This is a genomic window from Melioribacteraceae bacterium, from assembly GCA_019638015.1.
Classification (GTDB): Bacteria; Bacteroidota; Ignavibacteria; order Ignavibacteriales; family Melioribacteraceae; genus JAHBUP01.
Map to the genome: position 1 here is coordinate 22,585 of JAHBUP010000001.1, position 19,051 is coordinate 41,635.

The following is a 19,051-nucleotide window of genomic DNA, read 5'->3' on the forward strand; positions in this document are numbered from 1 at the left end:
CATATCAAAAACAAAGAAACAGAAATTAATTCGTGATTTTAATATATTAAGTAAAAATTTGGAAACAGAAATGAAAGTTTCAAAACGATCACGCCTTTTGGTCATAATAAAAGATATACTTAAAGACCGATTTAACTTAGATGAAGATAAAGAAGACGAACTAAAAACCATAGAAACAATTAGAAAGGGAGTTGAGTTTAGAGGAACAAATTTGTGGGTTTTAATATTTGCCATTATGATTGCTTCTGTGGGATTAAATGTTAACTCCACCGCGGTGATAATTGGCGCGATGTTGATTTCTCCTTTGATGGGTCCAATTATGGGAATTGGAATGGGGGTTGGGATTAATGATTTAAAGTTGATAAAAACTTCATTTAAGAATTTAGCCATCTCGGTTGTTTTTAGTGTTTTAACTTCAACCCTATATTTTTTGATATCCCCGCTTGGTGATGCACAATCGGAATTATTGGCGAGAACGACCCCAACAATTTGGGATGTATTAATTGCTCTGTTCGGAGGACTAGCGGGAATTGTTGCGGCCTCACGTAAGCATGTGAGCAACGTAGTACCGGGCGTAGCAATCGCAACCGCGTTAATGCCCCCTTTGTGCACAGCCGGATATGGACTTGCTCAGGGAAATCTCTCCTATTTTTTGGGAGCGTTTTATTTGTTCTTTATTAACAGTGTATTTATTAGTCTTTCTACCTTTATTATAGTACGCTTTCTTAAATATCCTCAGCAAGAGTATCCTAACAAAGAATTTGAAAGAAAAGTAAAAATGTATATTCTAATTATAGTGGGGATTACTGTAATCCCTAGTGTTTACCTGGGATACGAGATTGTTGAAAAAAGTATCTTCACAAGAAACGCAAACTTGTTTTTAAACAATGAAATGAATTTTAGTAATGTCTTTATAGTAGGTAAAAATATTGTCTACGATCGAAAGCAAAAACTAATTGAAGTGTTCACAATTGGAGAAATTAATAATGAAAAAATTGCTTCGGCAAAATCTAAATTAAAGAATTACAATCTTGAAGAGGCAAATCTTGTAGTAAAACAGAGCGGCAATCAGAATCAAAAAATAAACCTTGCCGATATCCGCTCCGGCTTGATTGAAGATTTATATCGTAAAAATGAAGAGTTAATAAAAAACAAAGATGAGAAAATCGCACTCCTTGAAAGAGAATTAACAAAAACCGGATTTGATGACGCGCTTGTAAAAGATATATTTAACGAGGCGAAATCACTAAATAAAAGCTTGAAAGAGCTCTTTATAACTAGAGTAATATTGGCCTCGTCAACAGAAAAAGGACTCGATACTTTGTCGGTGGTTTATACAAAATTTAATTATAGACAAAGCGGCGCAGAAATCAAAAAGCTTGAAACCTGGTTGCTCGCAAGGTTAAAAATTGATAAACTCCGATTAGTTGTTCAATAAATATTTATCTTTTTTTTCAACCAATCTGGTATTGCATCTTTGTGAAGAACCACCGCAATAGTCTTTAGGCGTAAGTATGGCTCTGAGATGTACCAGTACCCTTCAAACTTCTTATCTTTGGTGCCCCACGAATTTTTTGTGTAATAAAAAGTGTACCCTCTTTTATCTTTCGCGAGACCTGTAATATGCATTAAATGATCATCGGTAGTAGTTTGATTGTCAAATGTTTCCTGCCTCATTTCTTGAGTAATAAATTTTTCCTTCACCGGCTCATACTTTTTATCTTTTTCCTCGTCATCATCAACTGTTGAGTCCTCTTCTTCGGGTACTATCGCGATTCCCTTTTTCGAAAAATCTTTTTCAGATGTATCTCCATCCCACAAAACCGAATATCCGGCTATTAGTGATGAGTCAATCATATGCATCATTACATCAATTGGGATATTATAATATTTATCACGGCTCCAGTTATCCGGGACTTCCAGATCGATCCATTTATAAAATGGATGATGCGTAAATGAAGTAAACTCAACATAGTCGTTAACATTAAACCCAAGTGAATCAACGAAACTTTTAGGTGAATATTTTATTCCTTTATAAAAAAATTCTTTTGGAGGAATGCCAAGATAAACATCGAGCGTCGCATCTATAACTTTGGGCCAAACCGGAGTTATTTTTCCCCCTTTATTTCTAATTACTGCATCGGTAATAGCTTTGATTACCGCATCAAGTTCACCGTGATTATGTTTCTCTTCTTTTATATTCATAGCGGGATAAATTTCTTCCGGCACAATCCCATATTCTTTAATGACATTAAAAACATCATGCGCCTGTCCCCCCATTCCAAAAGCAGCGTTCCCCGAGTAGCGAACATATCTTTTCGCTTTTTGGGGATAAGCAAATCTAACATTGTACATTGTAGAAAGTATGTGCTCCCCTTTGCCCATTCTAATTAATTCGGTTTCAATAAAGGATGTTGTAGCGAAGGACCAGCAGGTTCCCGTTTTTCCCTGATCTTTAACCGGGGTTGTTTTTATATTATGTGTAATTTTGAATTCGTATGCGTCCTCTTTAGATTTTTTTCCCTGAGAATAAACATTAGCGACAATAATTATTAAGATGAATAAAGATACAGCTGTTTTTTTCATATCAACTCCCCATTACAATTTAAGATTCTGTGCTAAAAATATAATTATTTTTATTGACACTATCCTCTAAATCAATTTATTTGTCAATCAGACTTTGGAGAATTTGTGGAAACGATATCCAATCTAGTCGCAATCTTGATTGTATTAACTCTCCTTTGGTTTATTCTTTGGTTCATCTTAAAGTTATTTGGTTTCTTTAAAAAAAAATTATTCCCCCCAAAAGACTTAAATCAGAAAAAACAAACCTCTAAAACCATCATTCGTGCCCCGGTTAATTCTTCTTTAAAACCCCCAACAATTCTAAGCGATCTAACCCAGCCAGGATTTCCCGGAAAAATCTTTACATTATTCTTTATGCCTGATGGATTGGTTTTTGCAAAAACGGGAATTGGATCGACCGATATAGCGGGGGGCCAAAGAGCATATTGGGGTGGAGCTGGACCAAAAGCTAATCTTGCTGGAGCAATTGGGGGCTTGATTGATTATTTTCTATCCAATAGAAGAAGTGAAGTGACCGCGGAGGTTGCTTCTTTCGATTCGGCGGGAATTGTTTCTGCCAACAAACACAATTTTATACTTCGATATGAAATTGTAACTGCAATTAAGATCAAAAGACAAAGATGGTTTTCTCAAATAAAATTAATTTTTGTGGCCGATAAAGAATATAAGTTTCGGGTGAATACAAATTCCGACCACCTATTTAATTATTATTTAAAAATATTGAAAGAATTTCTGCCCGGAAAAGTATTGATAGAATAGGCGCTTCTCCTTTACTGTACCTATCTGCGAAAGAAACTACGGTAATAGATTTAATTATAATTATTAAATGTTTATTTTGAATCGAGTATTAATAAACAATCCTGGATTTTGAAATGCAGAACGAAACTGATTTACTTTTCGCCTCAGCGTTTAATGAAACTATTGACGCATTAATTATAACCGACGGCAGTACGGGTAAAATTGTAAAAGTAAATAAATCATTCTGTAATCTCGTAGGTTTTAGAGAACAAGAATTGATTGGTAAACATTTGAATTCATTCTTCGCCGACCGTTCAGCAGTCAATTTGGAAGTTTCTCCTCAGAATGTAAACATGTTTGGCGATGTTTTAATAAATAGAATGCTTAAAACAAAATCTGGCGGTTATATTCCTGTTGATATGACAATAAATACTTTTGATAATAATTTGTTGAACTATGTAATGACTACTTTGAGAGACGCGCGGGAACGACTTAAATATGAGACCGAGTTGATTAGAAAAAATAATGAGTTGAATGAATCTAACATTAGCAAGGATAAATTGTTTTCTATTATTGCACATGATTTAAAAAATCCATTAATGGCTTTAATGGGTTTGTCTGAATTGATGATTGAAGATCATAAGGGGGTATCTGATAAAGAAGTTGGGGAAATGTTTAACACAATCAATCGGCTTTCAAAAGAAACATATGATTTGCTTGATAATCTACTAAATTGGGCTCAGGTTCAAACCAAAAAACTTCAGATTGATCCTGTAGATTTTAATCTCTTTGATATGGTGGCCAGAGTTTTAGAGATGCTGGGACCATCGGCAGAATTAAAAAAAATAAAACTGATTAACGCTGTGCCTCCCGATTATATGCTACATGCTGATGAGAACATGATTAAAACCATTATTCGAAATTTAGTTTCAAACAGTATCAAATTTTCTTTTCCCGATTCTAGTATAAATGTTAAATCATTCATATTTGAAAACATGCATTCTCTTGTTGTTGAGGATCATGGACTGGGAATGAGTGAAACTGTAGCTGCTAATTTGTTTATACCGGGATTTAATTTTTCACGGCTCGGGACTAATAACGAAAAAGGCACAGGTTTGGGATTGATGTTGTGTTATGAGTTTGTAAAACTGCACGAAGGAAAAATAAATGTTATTAGTGAGCCGGGAAAGGGTTCTAAATTTATTGTTCGTCTGCCCAAATAATTATTGATTTTCTGAAATTGAGATAACTTCAACTCGAGATTTACCGATATTAAACATGCTGGAAAATCCAGCGATGTTAAACACCTCGCTAATAAAATCTCTCATACCAAAAAAGTTTAATTTTTTTCCTTTGGCTTTTAACATTTTAGCGGCAACTAAAAATACTCTAAGTCCCGAGCTATTAATATATATGAGTTCTTCAAAATTAATTAATATGTCCTCGTTGCCTTCGTTAATTGTATCGGTAATTACTTTCTCAAGCATGTTTGATGAATTTGAATCGAGCCTTCCGGTTAATTTAATTTCTGTATAATTGTTGGTTTTAGACACTTCTATCTTCATTTATTCTCCTGCTTCAATATATTTTTTGTCAAAGATAAAATGTTTTTCCCCTCTTTCCTTTGCCATTTAATTTGATCCATGGTTTCCTTAATTAAAAAGATTCCCAATCCTCCTGGACTTCTTTCATCTATTGGCTTATCAAAATTTACCACCTCATAATCAAGCAAATTAAATTCTTGTGCGTCATCTATTATTGTAATATTTATTTCATCATCCTTTTGATTTAATTCGATTTCAATTAAGTGATTTTCGTTATCAACGTATCCATGCCTCACTATGTTTGATACAGCTTCATCCACGGCCAATTTAATATCATAGGTGATATTATCCTCTAGATTAATTGATAGAGCAAATTGCTCAACAAAGTCTAAAACTCTTTCAAGGTTTTCACTTTTATTTTCTATGATTAGTTTAGACATATCAAGTTATTTTAAGTTTACCAACAGTCATAATATCTACTCTTTAAAATGTTCACGCCCACTCACTTTAATCATATATTTTCTTAAATCTCATTAATGCTTCAACAAAATAATAATCGGCATAAGTGAGTGGAACATCTACTTCTGTATTATTAGGCATATGCCCCACGCTATGCTTAAGAATGAAATTACCATTATTTCCGGGAGCATTTCTAAAATTAGAATACAAGCTTCTAATCTGGGTTTCGGCTATTGCTAAATATTTTTTTGATAACTCAGCATCAACATATTTACTTAACTCTATTAACGCCGAACACATAATTGATGCGGCGGAAGCGTCCCGGTATGTATCCGGAATATTCGGCGCGTCATAATCCCAGTAAGGAATTTTATCTTCGGGCATTCGTGGGTGATTAATTAAAAACCCGGCAATTGATTTTGCTTGATTTAAATACTTTTCATCTTTCGTAAACCGGTACATCATTACAAATCCGTAAAACCCCCAGCTTTGTCCACGAGCCCATGCCGACTCATGCTTATATCCTTGCGCGGTATGTTTTAATTCCGGCGCTCCTGTAATTGTATCATAACTTACAACATGAAATGAGCTAAAATCCGAACGGTAATGATCCCGCATTGAAGTGTTTGCGTGGTTAATAGCAACATCATAAAATTCAGGCTTATTAAATTTTTTGGCAGCCCAGAGCAGCATTTCAAGATTCATCATATTATCAATAATAACGGCATACTGCCATTGCTTATTCCATTGACCGGTATCCCAGGAGCGGATTGCACCTATCTTTTTATTAAATCTAGTTATTAGTGAATTTGACGCGGTTTTTATTATCTCTAAATAGGTTGAATCTTTTGTAATTCTGAATCCGTTTCCAAAACTGCAATGAATGATAAACCCAACATCATGATTGTCCGTTGTAAATTTTTCCCTTTCAACTCTTTTTGAAAATTCCACCGCATAATTTTTTACTTCTTCATTCTTGCTGTGCTCGTACAAGTACCAAAGCTGTCCCGGAAAAAACCCGCTTACCCACCAATCGGATTTGCATGTTTGAAGATTGCCGAATCTATCTACAGTTTTTGGAAGTAGATCTTTTTCCTGCTCCAAAGATTTTGCCATTCTCAGGCTTTGATTGAGGGAAAAATCTAGTGCCTCATTAATAATTTCTTTAATGGGTTTTTCTAACTTTTTTTGGGATTGGATAGCTGTTGAGAAGATAAGTAACAAAAAAATAGAGAGCGTTGCATTTCTATATATCATGTTATTAAACTTTTGGTTGAAGTTGGTATTGCAAAAGTAAAACAATAAACTCAATTTTAAGAATAAATTGGAGGGATAATTATAAGATTATTTTAATCGGTTAAAATATTTATCGAGCTCGAGGTTGAGAGAGTCAATTTCATCAAACTGGTCTTTATCAATTTCCGAAAAAGTAATTATGTGTCCATCCGGATCTTTTATAGAAAATTCTTTTCTGCCGTAAAACATCGGCTGGTAATCCTGAACAACTTCCACTTCTTCAACTATTAACCTTTTATAAATGGAATCTGCATTATTGACTTCTATGTAAAGAGAGAATGATGCGGGAATCTCGCCACCTACATAAACCGGTTTATCCTCTTTAAATATTTCCTTATCCTGCAGCATTATATATAACCTGCCAAATTGAAGTACTGCAAGGGTTGCCTCTTCAGAATCGGGAAAAATGCTGTAAAGGTTAAATCCCAATTTGTCTTTGTAAAAGGCAACTGATTTTTTGACATCTGCAACAAGCAGATTTGTTGTTAAAGAGTTTAGTTTTTCTTCAAATATTTCCCTTTCTAATTGTGACTGTTTATTCCCCTCTGTAATAAAAACATAGAGAAAATAAAGAGTGGCTGTTAATGCTAAAAAAATAGATAAGATGATAAAAGTTTTTTTGCTGATCATGTTAAGTTAGATTTAAGCCGGAATCCATAACGTTAAATTACAGATTCCGGGCTTATAATCTGCCCTCTCTAAGGAGTAGATTTAAAGTTTACTGAGAAGTAATTGAACTCGCTGGCCCTGTAAGCAGTAGCGGTTCCTTTAGTTTCTGTTTTCCTAATCTTTTTCTCACCAACCTGTAATGTCTCAATTCTATAGCTTGAATAAGAATATGTGGCAATTATTGTTTTTCCAACATTTCCATAGCTACCATAACTATATGAAGTGGATGTAGTGTTTTTTCCTGAATAAGGAATATTTGTCAATGTTATCTCCGCTACTTTCTCTACATAATTAGAATCATTGGTTGTCTTCTTATAGGTGTATTTATAACTAATACTGCTGATTTTTGAAAAGTCCCCGTCAAAATTTCCTTTAATAGCATGAGTTTCTTTTTCTGTAGCTGAGTTGTGTGTTACACATGAATCAAAAAAAGCTGTTCCATTAAGGGTAATCTCGTTTTGCCCCCAGGTGTTTTGTCCGGTATAGGAGAGTCGCTGAAACTCATCTACTAATGTTGAGGAGGATGCAAGTGAATCATTTATTCTTACCTCAACTTTCATTGAATTATAAAAGGGAGCTTCAAAAGAAATATATTTACAGTTTTGAAGGGGCGCAAAATCAACATCGCTTGTAACAGTAAATTGCATAGAATTACTCTTTACCCCGTTGATCTCAACATATACATTATGTGCGCCTATAGTTGAAGGGGCTTTCACTTTTATAAAGGTATTATGCCAATCGGTTATATTTGTAACTTCTGTTGTTCCGAAAAAGACTTTTCCTTTAGTGGTGCCAAAATTGTATCCGTTTATTGTTACGTCTGTCCCCGCTTTTCCTTGATTTGGAGTTATTGAAGTAATACTAGGAACTTGAAGGAGTTTCATTTTTACATCGTAGCCACCTTGTTGTGATGCTGATTCGTTTATCACATAAATATCAATCCATGTTTTTTGATCTTTGGAAAGAACAACTTCAAGGGAATCATTTCCCGCAAGTTCTTTTAAAAAAGTCTGTTTTTGAACAGCTCCCACTTGTGTGTTTACATAATAATAAGCTCGAACACTATTCCTTGATTTATAATTTAGTTTTAGTTTTTCATCTTTATTACTGCTGGTTGCAACACGAATAATTCTTCCAGCTAGCACAGGAATGGTAGTATATGTCCTCTCTTTAGTGTTATCTGTTTCAGTCAAAAGACTGTAATCGGTAAAGGGAGTTTGATCATCAGTCCTTCTTGGTGAATACCATGAGTCACCATTTGTTATATACCACAAAAGGTAATTGTGATATTCTTCATAGATTGTTTTATGTACGTTATTTATTAAATGATTATTGACCATATTCCTGAAAGTAATTCCATTTTTAATTTCTCCCCCTTCTTTGATTAAGCTAACAACGGAGACTTTATCTCCCGGTCTATAAAAATTTAAGTAGGTTAAAAAACCACCAGCAATGTACCAGCTGGGGTCATCTCCGCAGTCATCCCATGCTCTATGAATTCTAACATTCTCTTTAGCGTACATTTCCGATTCGAATGGTGAATCATCTGGATATACAATCCTATCGGCAAGAGTTGCGGTTGCTTCCATCCACCAACGGTTTGCTCCCCATGTAAAATTTGTTGTATAATAATAATCTTGAACAACGTGCATTAATTCGTGTACACAAGACTTCTTTAACATCTTACTTTGAGTTTCTCCACGAGACGTGTTGAATTGAATATTTTGGTTTATGGCGATGTTGCCGGTAATTAGTCCAGTTTCTCCATCCTCAGTAATATTGGTTACAAATACATTAGTTTTGCCGGATGGCAGAGTAAGATTCAATGACTTATATTTTGCATATCCATCTTCCAAGAATTTAAGTACGTCTCTTACATAATGAGGATCTGTGCCTGTGTATGAAGCTTTATTGGGGCTATCGTAAGTAGTGTTGCTCGGAACCGTTCCCTCTTTCCAGTAAACTGTAAAATTTTGCGACTCCAAATAATCGGTATATCCATATACCGTCCTATTAACATTCCATACACTTAATTTTGTTAAGTGGTTCGTTTTAAATGTGACCGTACCTTTGACCGAATCAATAATAACATTTTTATATGCAATCCACTTTTTAGTGTCATCATTAAAGTAAGCGGCGCCAAGTTTGTATTTTAGTTTTCCGGGGTTCAGCTTTTGGGAATTGTAGTTTATACTGATTGTTAGATCTTTAGAAAAGGATTTCCCACTGCTCAGCTTAACTTCATAGGCGGAATTGAAGTCCATGTTCTTATCACTCGGCAAACTCGAAATGTTTAGCTCCTGAACAGTAAGTTTAGTGCCGGCTGGAATTACCCCCGCGGGTATTACAATACTAACTTTTGATGGAACAGTAATTTTAACTTCACCGCTTACATTATTTATAGTTGTATCAACTAAGTTAGAGCCCGGTGGTTTTACTTCTTCAGGCTCAACGGGATTTTCCTTCTTTGTACACATTATTAAAGTAACTGTAACTGTTGTTACAAATAATACTCTTTTAATAATCATCATTATTCTTTGAGGCATGATTATCTCTCCTTAAATAGGATTATAGTTTTTACTTCTAAAATCATAATCTGCTTAAATTAAGGTACGAGGTTGGGAAAGAATCCTCAATGATGCAAATACATCATTTAAGTTTTTAGTGAGATGTGATGGTCAAGCCTTCTTTTACCGCTTTTGAGACGGCATGACTTTTAGAATGAACGTGTAGCTTTTTATAAATATGGCCAATGTGATTTCTAACCGTAATAACACTTATAAATAGCCGGTCAGAAATTTCATTATTGGATAACCCTTCTACCATAAATCTTAATATTTCCTTCTCTCTTTCAGATAAATTGTAATCCTCTGTTGGAAGTGTTACTGAATTTTTAAAGAACTCAAGAGCCTTTTTTGCTATTAAGGGAGTTAAAGGCGTTCCCCCATCAAATCCATCTTTAATTGCCTGAAGTATGAGCTGTGGAGGAGTTTCTTTAAGTATATATCCATCAGCTCCCTTCAATATTGCATTAAATATATTAGTGTCATCTGTATAAACAGTAATCATTATTATTTTAATCGTAGGATACTTCTTCTTATATAATGATATGGCATCAATTCCGGATATTCCAGGAAGCCCAATATCCAAAAGTAGAACGTCTGCAGCAAAATCTTTCTCAAGTGATTCTTCAACAGATGAACTTGCATCGATACACATAATCTCATCACTTAAACCTATAAACTCTACGAGTCCGTCACGCAATTGTTTGTGATCTTCAACTACCGCAACTTTTATTTTCATTTATTTCTCAAATAGGCTATTAAAAAAGAGAACAAAAAAAAAGGAATAGTCAATGATGCATTTAAATCATTTTACATTTTAATTTTATTTTTACGCCCTTGTTAAGAGCTGATTCAATTTCCAGTTGTGCATTTAATTCTTCAGCTCTTGATACCATATTTCTCAATCCGTTGCCCCCGCTTCTCTTCTTAATAGTATTGCTGTCGTCATAATTTTCAACTTCACTAATTTCTTTATCGGTAAATCCAACACCATCATCTTTAATAATCATTATGAATTTCGAACCTTCATCATAAAAAGAAATATTTACATTCTTTGCTTGAGAATGTTTTATTGTGTTGGCTATTGCTTCCTTAAAAATTAGAAATATGTTTCTTCTAAATTCGTGTGTAATTACTTTATTCTCAAAGTTGGATTCGATTTCAAGTTTAACATTCATATTTGCTGTTATAAGAATATTTTTAGAATAGCTTCTTATTTTCTCAATGAGATTCTCCAGTTTATCGTTTTGGGGAGTAACCGACCAGACAATTTCGGTCAATGATTGTTGAGCTTCAGTAATAATTCTTTCCAGTTTATTAATAATTTCGTTTTGTTTGTTATAATTTTTTTGAGCTCCTTTTAATGAACCGGCGAACAAAGAAACTGCGCTAAGATTTGAAGCCAGATCATCATGCAAATCCCTTGATATTTTTTCCCGAAGTGTCTGTTTTTCTTCTATGGCTTTTCTTCTTTCGATATAAAAATAGGAACCTGTAAAAAGTATTGCCGAAGTAACTACCGGAAAAAGATGAGCAAATACAAAATTTTCGTCATACAGCACTATAACTAATACAAAATAATTAATGAGAATTACCATCAAGTGGACAATACGCGATATTCTAGTTATCTCTTTCTTGAAAACAAAAAGATTCCATAAAAAGAGAAGAAACCCGAATATTGTTATTTTAATTAATTCAATGTAGAATCTCCGATCTACAGAAAGTTTGGTTATTACTCTCCAAATCGTACTTAAATAAAATTGAACCCCTTCTTCTTCATAAATAATGAGTGAGCTTCCGGCTTTAATGTTCAAAATTTTTTTTGTGATTTTACTCGAGGGAAAGAAAACCTCTAATTCATATGAGTAATTAGAATCCACGCCAAAATGAATTTGTGGGGGTCCTTGCGAAGCATAGCCGGTAAATGTATTATTTTCTTTATATCCAACCAGAGCTTTGGTTCCCCTCTCATTCTTTTTATATAACCAAACCTTTGCGCCGTATCCAAATTTATTGCTTACCGAACAACTAAAACTAAGTTTAATAAAATTAGTGCTGTTATGGTTATTGCGAAGCAATCTGCTGGTTACTCCGAGATAATTTGCTACATAAATGTCGAGATCTCCATCATTATCGATATCTGCCGCACCTGAGCCTGTACTATATCCCTCAATATTAACTCCGTATATATCTGAAGCTTCAGTGAAATATTTACCTTTATGGTTTAGATATAATTTATTCGGTCCAATATTATTAACATAAATATCGGTATATCCATCCTGATCAAAATCGCCGGCAACAACTCCGTAACTTTTTAATGAATCAAGCCCTATCATCGACTTGGTTAAATCTGTGAAGAAGCCACCTCCATCATTTATATACAATCTGTTTGGATGTTTCCGATTTGTAACAAAGAGGTCTAGATCTCCATCATTATCAAAATCGAAAAAAACCGCACCGTTACTTTTTGTATAATTTAACCCCGAAGTTCCTCTTTGTTCTCCAACTTCAGTAAAATTTAATTTCCCCGTTTCAAGATTGTTAAGGTAAAATAAATTTTTTGATCCCCATCTACAGATATAAACATCAAGGTCGTTGTCGCCGTCAATATCTCCAACAATAGCGGAGACAGAGCCTCGATCCTTTATTAATCCAACCTTTTCGGTTACCTCGGTAAAATATCCTGCCCCATTATTAATATAAAGACGGTTACCTGAATTTTCATTAACAACAAGGAGATCAAGATTTCCATCATTATTAAAATCGGCAAATATTGCGGAAGAAGTTCGCTCGCTATCTAATCCCTCAACCCCCGCTTGATTTGAAAAGTCCTTGAAATATCCATTTCCATTATTAACAAAAAGCTTATTCTTACCATTCAAAGAAGTAATATAAATATCAAGATCACCATCGTTATCTATATCTCCAGCGGCAACTCCTAAATTTAATAGTGTAGTGGAGTTTTCTTCGAGGCTAGATGCAGAATTAATTTTTCTCTCTTGTGCTTCATCTCTAAAATTAAGGCCATAATTAATATATAGCCTCTCCGGTTCAAAAATGCACGCGGTCAAAATGTCGAGATTTCCATCACCATCAAAATCATTTATCGAAACACCATACTCATCATCAACGGTCTTGGAGGCATTAAATAAATGTATCGGGGAAAAAGTAATTACGTTATTTACGGGTGGAAGTTTATTTTCAGAATATCTTAAAAGGGTTCCGTGGTCTCCACAAACAAAACCCTCTACATCTGATAACATGAGTATGCCAAATAAGTTTTCATTTATTGGGGTTTTTTCTGAAATCCAGCTCCCATTTAAATATCGTATTATTTTTCCATTATAACCCGCCGCCCAAATATTATTCTCACTAAAAAAGAAAAATTGACTTATCCCCTCAAGCAACTCTGATTCTGAATGTAAACTCCAGTTTCCTTCTAAATATTTATAAAATTTTCCTCTCGCAAGCGCATAGCCGATCTTCTCTTTTGTGAAATAAATATCATAAATATGATCATTTTTTAATAATTGCTGCCACACTCCCTTATTGAAGAGAAATAATTCACCGGCAACTGTTCGAATTATATTTTTATCATCCTGAATTGGTTCAATTTCTTCAATAGTATTAATAGTGGGAGAGGGTAAATTATAACTTATTCCATTAGTAATTTGTACCAGCTCGCCAAGTCCGCCAATGAATCCATTTTTTTCATCTTTAAAATTCATTGAGGTAATATTATTAACCAGGGGATTATTAAGTTCCGTCCAGTTGCGACCATTGTAAAAAAATAATTGTGATTCAGAACTGTCGGTTAATCTTGTTGCCCATATTTTTGAGTGGTCAAGAATAAATGTTCTATCTATATTTATCGGAGCTTGTCTCTCAATCTCAATAAATTCATTGTTGGATTGTTTAAATATTTTACTGCCCACAAGATAAATAGTGTTATTAACTAATTTCAGCGACTTAAGTTTTGATTGGTCGGGCGAGCTTATTAATTGCCATGATGGTTGAGAATATATATTTTGAAAAAAAAATATTAAAACCAGACTACAAATGGTTCTGATGAACTTTGCTATAACTATTTTCTTCAAAACGGCATAAATCTCTATTGTTTTCTATCTATAATATAGGAAAATAGAAACCAATACACTGCAGAAACCGCTTCCCAAAATTGTTTCAAAAAAAGTTAGGTGGTTTTTTTATAATTCAAGATAGCAAGCAGATTAAACACTACGGCAAATATTAATATTATAATAAAGTGATTCGCCAGATCGGCGAAAACGCTTCCCTTCAGCACTATCATTCTCATTACCTCAATTAGATACCTGACCGGATTAATATAAGTTAAATATTGTGCCCAATCGGGCATGTTTTCAATCGGAGAAAACAATCCGCCGAGCAGAATAAAAACAAGCATAAAAAAGTAGGAGATAAACATTGCCTGCTGCTGCGTTTCGGCAAAAGTTGATGTTAGCAATCCAAAACCTAAAAGCGCGATCAAATAAATTCCGGCAAATAAATATCCAACTAAAAAGCTGCCTTCGGGGTAAATTCCATAAAACAAAAAGCTGATAACAAAACCGATCGTCATTACAATAATTCCCAATACCCAGAATGGAATAAGCTTTCCCAGAATGAACTGATATTTTTTTATAGGAGAAACATTAAGCTGCTCAATTGTTCCCGCTTCTTTCTCTTTAACAATATTTAATGAAGACATTAAGAATCCCACGAGAGTAATTAAAAGCGCGAGAACTCCGGGCACAATAAATATTTTATAATTCATTGAGGGATTAAACCAGTTTGAGCTTGTAATCTCGATAGTTGGGATTGTATTCGTCCTCGGCATCTGAATCCACTCCAGCCGAATATCATTATTAAATTCCCTGATTATCGAATTAGAATATGATATCGCGAGTCCGGCTGTTTGTCCGCTGATCGCGTTAGCGGCAATCATTATTTTTGATTGATTCTCGCGGATAAGATCTGTTTCGAATCGGGCCGGTATATGAATAATTAAATCCGCTTTATCTTTTTCAACCTGCGCCAGCGCTTCGGCATAGTTATCCGAATTATCCACCAGTTGAAAGTAACCGCTCGAAGTAAGTTTATTAATCAGCTTTCTCGAATATTCGGAATGATCCTGATCGACCACCGCGAGAGTAATGTTCTTAATTTCATAAGTAGCCGCGTAGGGAAGGAGAATTAATTGAATAATCGGGACAACCAATATCATTCTTAATATAAGTTTGTCGCGCAGTATTTGTAAAAATTCTTTACGAAGTAAAAAATATAATGTTCTCATCACAGCCTGATTTTAAATCTTTTAATACTAATAAACAGAAATGCCGCTGTCATTACCGAAATTATAATAAGCTCTTTCCAAACCTGTTCAATACCAAGCCCCTTAATCATTACGGATTTTACAATAATTATATACCATTTCGCCGGAACAATATTTGAAATAATCTGCAGAATCAAAGGCATATTAGCAATTGGAAACGCGTATCCGCTCAACATTACAACGGGCAGCATTAATCCAAGCAGCGAAACCAACATTGCCGCCTGCTGTGTTTGGGTTACTGTTGATATAAGAATCCCGAGCGAGAGAGCGCAAAAAATATATAGGATTGTCGCCGAGAACAATAAAACCAGACTGCCGTTAATCGGCATTCCAAGAGCGAATACGCTTAATAATAAAATTGTAACCACATTTATAATTGATATTATAAAGTAGGGAACAACTTTGCTTATAACCACCAGCCACGGCTTCATCGGAGATACAAGCAAAATCTCCATTGTCCCAAATTCCTTTTCGCGGACAATTGATATTGAAGTCATCATCGCGGAAATTAATAATAGAATCATTCCCATCACTCCGGGGACAGATGAATATGCTCCTTTCAATTCGGGATTATAAAGCATCCGCATTTCGGTATTTATAGAATATGGAAGCTTATTGTTCTGGTTCAGTTCGGCTTGATAATCTATTATTATCGAGCTGGCGTAATTTATAAGCGTGGTGGCCTGATTGGGATCGGTGGCGTCAGCTATAATTTGTATCTGCGCTTTATTTGAATGTGAAAGCTCCTGCTGAAAATTTCGCTGGAATATTATCGCTAGTTTTATTTTTCCCGATCTGAACGCGTTTTCGATCTGCGAATTATTCTCAAGCGAACGCTTAAGATCAAAGTATTGGCTGTTCTCGATCCGCTGAATAATATTTTGTGTGGCTTCATCTTTCGAATTATCGAGAATGGCAATGTTTGTATTCCGCACTTCATTAGTAATGGCGAATCCGAAAATCAATAACTGAACTACCGGCAGTCCAAGCAGAACCAGCATTGAGCGGGTATCGCGCAGAATATGATGAAACTCTTTTTTAATAAATGTAATCAGCTGACTCATATTTTCACTCGCCTCTTTTCGCGCCGCGGGCAAGAGTAACAAAAACCTCATCCATTGAATTGGCGTTAAATTTCCTTTTTAATTCTCCCGGCGAATCTAGCGCTTCAATAACTCCATCAACCATTATTGAAACACGGCCGCAATATTCAGCTTCATCCATATAATGAGTTGTAACAAATACGGTAATGCCGTTATCGGCAGCCTCATAAATCATATCCCAAAACTGTCTGCGAGTTATCGGATCAACACCGCCGGTCGGCTCATCAAGAAACACAATTTTAGGCTGATGTAAAATCGCGATGCTGAATGAAAGCTTCTGCTTCCACCCCAGCGGGAGAGAAGCTGCAAGTTTATTGGCTTCTTCATTTAAACCGAGTTTGCTGATAAGTTGATTGCCTTTACTCTCGATCTCCTTGTTTGTCAACCCATAAATACCGGCAAAGAGTTGAATATTTTCTTTTACTGTTAAGTCTTCGTATAAAGAAAACTTCTGACTCATATAGCCGATATTCTTTTTTATCTGTTCGGTTTGTTTATAAACATCAAATCCGGCAACCGAAGCTTTACCCGATGTTGGATTGGAAATACCGATCAGCATTTTCATCGCCGTGGTTTTGCCGGCGCCGTTCGCGCCGAGGAATCCAAAAATTTCTCCTTTATATACATCAAATGAAATTTCGTTGACCGCGGTAAATGCGCCGAATTTCTTTGTAAGCTTTTCTGTATGAATTACAATTTCTCTGTTCATGTTCTTTATAAATCACTCCTGAATAATTGAGCTGCTTTGGAGTTCGTTATCAAATGATTTAACTTTTATTTTTCATCAGCCGCATAAAGCAATCCTCAATACCCGGTTCAATTTCCATAATGTTGATTTTTGAATGTCCGGCGTTTATTAAATATTCATCAAGTTCTTTCACTGAATTTATATTCTCTTTCATTGTGAGATGATGATTGTCCCCGAAAGCGAAGCAGTCCTCTATATTATGGAAAGCGCGCAGATCGGTAAGCAGCTTAAACATATTCTCTGATTTTACGGAGAATAAAGTTTTATCAAATTGACTAACAATATTATTAGGGGAATCTATAGTCATTATTTTTCCCTTCTGCATCAGCGCGATTCTATCACAGAGCTTAGCCTCATCCATATATGGAGTTGAAACAAGAATGCTGATTCCCTGCGTTTTCAATCTTTTTAACATTTCCCAAAATTCTTTTCTGGAAACCGGATCAACCCCGGTTGTGGGTTCATCAAGAAATAAAATTTTAGGTTTATGAATTAGAGCGCAGCAGAGAGCCAGTTTTTGTTTCATGCCTCCGCTAAGTTTACCGGCGCGCCTTGTTTTAAATGGTTCTAACTGTTTATAGATATCCTCGACGAGATTATAATTAGCTTCGATAGTTGTATTGAATATTGTCGCGAAGAATTCCAGATTTTCCTGAACGGTTAAATCCTGATACAATGAAAATTTACCCGGCATATAACCAACAACATCCCTTATTTCTTTATAACCGCTCACAACATCAATTCCCAAAACCTCCGCCGATCCCCTATCGGCAAGCAGCAGAGTTGTAAGAATCCGGAAGATTGATGTTTTTCCAGCTCCATCCGGACCAATTAACCCAAAGAGTTCCCCCTCTTCAATTGAAAGGGAAACATTATCAACCGCGGTAACAGTCGATTCCTTGGCCGGATAGTTTTTAACAATATTTTTTAATTCGACCGCGTTCATTTAATTTATTTTGAATATTGATTTCAACCTAGAAACAACGTCCTTTAGTTAAAATTTTATCTCTCCGTACATTCCTATTTTTAAATAGCCGTCATTTTTAACTTTAACTTTTACGGCGTAAACAAGATTAGCCCGCTCATCTTTTGTTTGAATTGTTTTAGGCGTGAATTCCGCTTTGGAAGAGATCCAATAAATCTCTCCATTCAATTCCTTTTGTTCCCCCTCTCCCTTATCAACAAACACTTTCACCTTCTGCCCCAACTTAACTTGCCCAAGCTGATCTCCATTTATGTAAGCGCGCAAAGTCATTATAGATAAATCCGCTATTTTATAGAGAGCTTTTCCATTAGCTGTTACTTCGTTTTGTTTGGTGTAACGGGAAAGAACGGTTCCGTCAACCGGATTTTTAATAATACTTTTATTGATCTGGTCCTGTATCTGCTCGATCTGAATTTGTAGAGGATAGGTTTCGCTGCGCAATCCTTCTCTTGTAATATTTAAACTTGATTTCGAAGCGTTCAATTGTTTATTAAGAATTTCTATTTGAGAATTTATATCATCGAGTTGTTTGGTTGTTGCCGCGTTCGATTTAACCAGGTTTTCAATTCGTTTTTTCTCTGTGAGCGCTGTTTCAATTTGTTCTTGAATTGCCGCGATCTGAGTTGAAACATCCGGCAGCTTGCTTAACAGCGCTTTAATCGAGTATTCAAGCTGTTTCTTCTTTAAATAAAGCTGCGTGGTATCAACAACTCCAACTATTTGGTTTTGTTTGATGCCGAATCCCTCCTCAACATCAAATGCTACAAGTTTGCCAGCCGCTTCCGATGAGACAATTATCTCCTCTGCCTCAAATGTTCCGGTAGCGTCGAATTTGCCCTTTCCGGCGCCGCAAGCTGTAATCAATGCCGATATGAGAAAAAGGGGAATCAATTTATTTTTAAATAAATATATCCTCTCAAACTGATTGTCTTTCTTGGAAGTTTGCATCCTCTTTTTCTGTCCCTCTTTTAAATAATTAATAATTGTTTTCATTTTATATCTGCTGTTT

16 protein-coding genes are annotated in these 19,051 nt (G+C 35.1%); 3 read left to right on the plus strand and 13 right to left on the minus strand.

What is annotated here, in order from left to right; translation table 11 throughout:
- Nucleotides 1-70 precede the first annotated feature (70 nt).
- Nucleotides 71-1,438 carry a TIGR00341 family protein gene (locus KF816_00095; protein ID MBX3006400.1) on the plus strand — a complete coding sequence of 456 codons (1,368 nt, stop codon included), beginning with the start codon at nucleotides 71-73 and terminating at the stop codon, nucleotides 1,436-1,438.
- Here KF816_00095 and KF816_00100 read toward each other — a convergent pair.
- Nucleotides 1,432-2,586: an aminopeptidase gene (locus KF816_00100; GenBank protein ID MBX3006401.1), complete on the minus strand. Its 1,155-nt coding sequence runs from the start codon at nucleotides 2,584-2,586 to the stop codon at nucleotides 1,432-1,434. The two genes, KF816_00095 and KF816_00100, sit on opposite strands and share 7 nt — an antisense overlap.
- Before the next feature lie 105 nt (nucleotides 2,587-2,691).
- Between KF816_00100 and KF816_00105 the strand changes: the two genes are divergently transcribed.
- A complete protein-coding gene (locus KF816_00105; protein MBX3006402.1) occupies nucleotides 2,692-3,345 on the plus strand; it encodes a hypothetical protein in 654 nt (217 codons plus the stop codon).
- A gap of 113 nt (nucleotides 3,346-3,458) precedes the next feature.
- A complete protein-coding gene (locus tag KF816_00110) occupies nucleotides 3,459-4,547 on the plus strand; it encodes a PAS domain S-box protein (protein ID MBX3006403.1) in 1,089 nt (362 codons plus the stop codon).
- On the opposite strand, the gene KF816_00115 is transcribed toward KF816_00110, so the two are convergent.
- From KF816_00115 to KF816_00170, 12 genes are all read right to left on the minus strand, one after another.
- Entirely contained in the window at nucleotides 4,548-4,889 is a 342-nt protein-coding gene (locus KF816_00115; protein ID MBX3006404.1) for an STAS domain-containing protein, read from the minus strand.
- The gene (locus KF816_00120) at nucleotides 4,886-5,308 is read right to left on the minus strand and encodes an ATP-binding protein (protein ID MBX3006405.1); all 423 of its coding nucleotides are present in this window, start codon (nucleotides 5,306-5,308) and stop codon (nucleotides 4,886-4,888) included. Before KF816_00120 ends, KF816_00115 begins: the two co-directional genes overlap by 4 nt.
- A 67-nt stretch (nucleotides 5,309-5,375) precedes the next feature.
- Nucleotides 5,376-6,443 carry a glycoside hydrolase family 88 protein gene (locus tag KF816_00125; GenBank protein MBX3006406.1) on the minus strand — a complete coding sequence of 356 codons (1,068 nt, stop codon included), beginning with the start codon at nucleotides 6,441-6,443 and terminating at the stop codon, nucleotides 5,376-5,378.
- 228 nt (nucleotides 6,444-6,671) lie between these two features.
- The gene (locus KF816_00130) at nucleotides 6,672-7,253 is read right to left on the minus strand and encodes a VOC family protein (GenBank protein ID MBX3006407.1); all 582 of its coding nucleotides are present in this window, start codon (nucleotides 7,251-7,253) and stop codon (nucleotides 6,672-6,674) included.
- Nucleotides 7,254-7,321: 68 nt separating this feature from the next.
- The gene (locus tag KF816_00135) at nucleotides 7,322-9,838 is read right to left on the minus strand and encodes an IPT/TIG domain-containing protein (protein ID MBX3006408.1); all 2,517 of its coding nucleotides are present in this window, start codon (nucleotides 9,836-9,838) and stop codon (nucleotides 7,322-7,324) included.
- Nucleotides 9,839-9,953: 115 nt separating this feature from the next.
- Nucleotides 9,954-10,595, minus strand: coding sequence for a response regulator transcription factor (locus KF816_00140; protein MBX3006409.1), 642 nt, complete (start codon nucleotides 10,593-10,595; stop codon nucleotides 9,954-9,956).
- A gap of 61 nt (nucleotides 10,596-10,656) precedes the next feature.
- Nucleotides 10,657-13,791, minus strand: coding sequence for a VCBS repeat-containing protein (locus tag KF816_00145; GenBank protein MBX3006410.1), 3,135 nt, complete (start codon nucleotides 13,789-13,791; stop codon nucleotides 10,657-10,659).
- A gap of 257 nt (nucleotides 13,792-14,048) precedes the next feature.
- Nucleotides 14,049-15,167 (minus strand): ABC transporter permease, encoded by a 1,119-nt coding sequence (locus KF816_00150; protein ID MBX3006411.1) that lies wholly within the window; start codon nucleotides 15,165-15,167, stop codon nucleotides 14,049-14,051.
- Nucleotides 15,167-16,270, minus strand: coding sequence for an ABC transporter permease (locus tag KF816_00155; protein MBX3006412.1), 1,104 nt, complete (start codon nucleotides 16,268-16,270; stop codon nucleotides 15,167-15,169). Before KF816_00155 ends, KF816_00150 begins: the two co-directional genes overlap by 1 nt.
- Nucleotides 16,271-16,274: 4 nt before the next feature.
- The gene (locus tag KF816_00160) at nucleotides 16,275-17,018 is read right to left on the minus strand and encodes an ABC transporter ATP-binding protein (GenBank protein ID MBX3006413.1); all 744 of its coding nucleotides are present in this window, start codon (nucleotides 17,016-17,018) and stop codon (nucleotides 16,275-16,277) included.
- A 58-nt stretch (nucleotides 17,019-17,076) separates the two neighbouring features.
- Nucleotides 17,077-18,003, minus strand: coding sequence for an ABC transporter ATP-binding protein (locus tag KF816_00165; protein MBX3006414.1), 927 nt, complete (start codon nucleotides 18,001-18,003; stop codon nucleotides 17,077-17,079).
- A 48-nt stretch (nucleotides 18,004-18,051) separates the two neighbouring features.
- On the minus strand, nucleotides 18,052-19,035 hold the full coding sequence (locus KF816_00170) for an HlyD family efflux transporter periplasmic adaptor subunit (GenBank protein MBX3006415.1): 984 nt from the start codon (nucleotides 19,033-19,035) through the stop codon (nucleotides 18,052-18,054).
- Nucleotides 19,036-19,051: the final 16 nt, after the last annotated feature.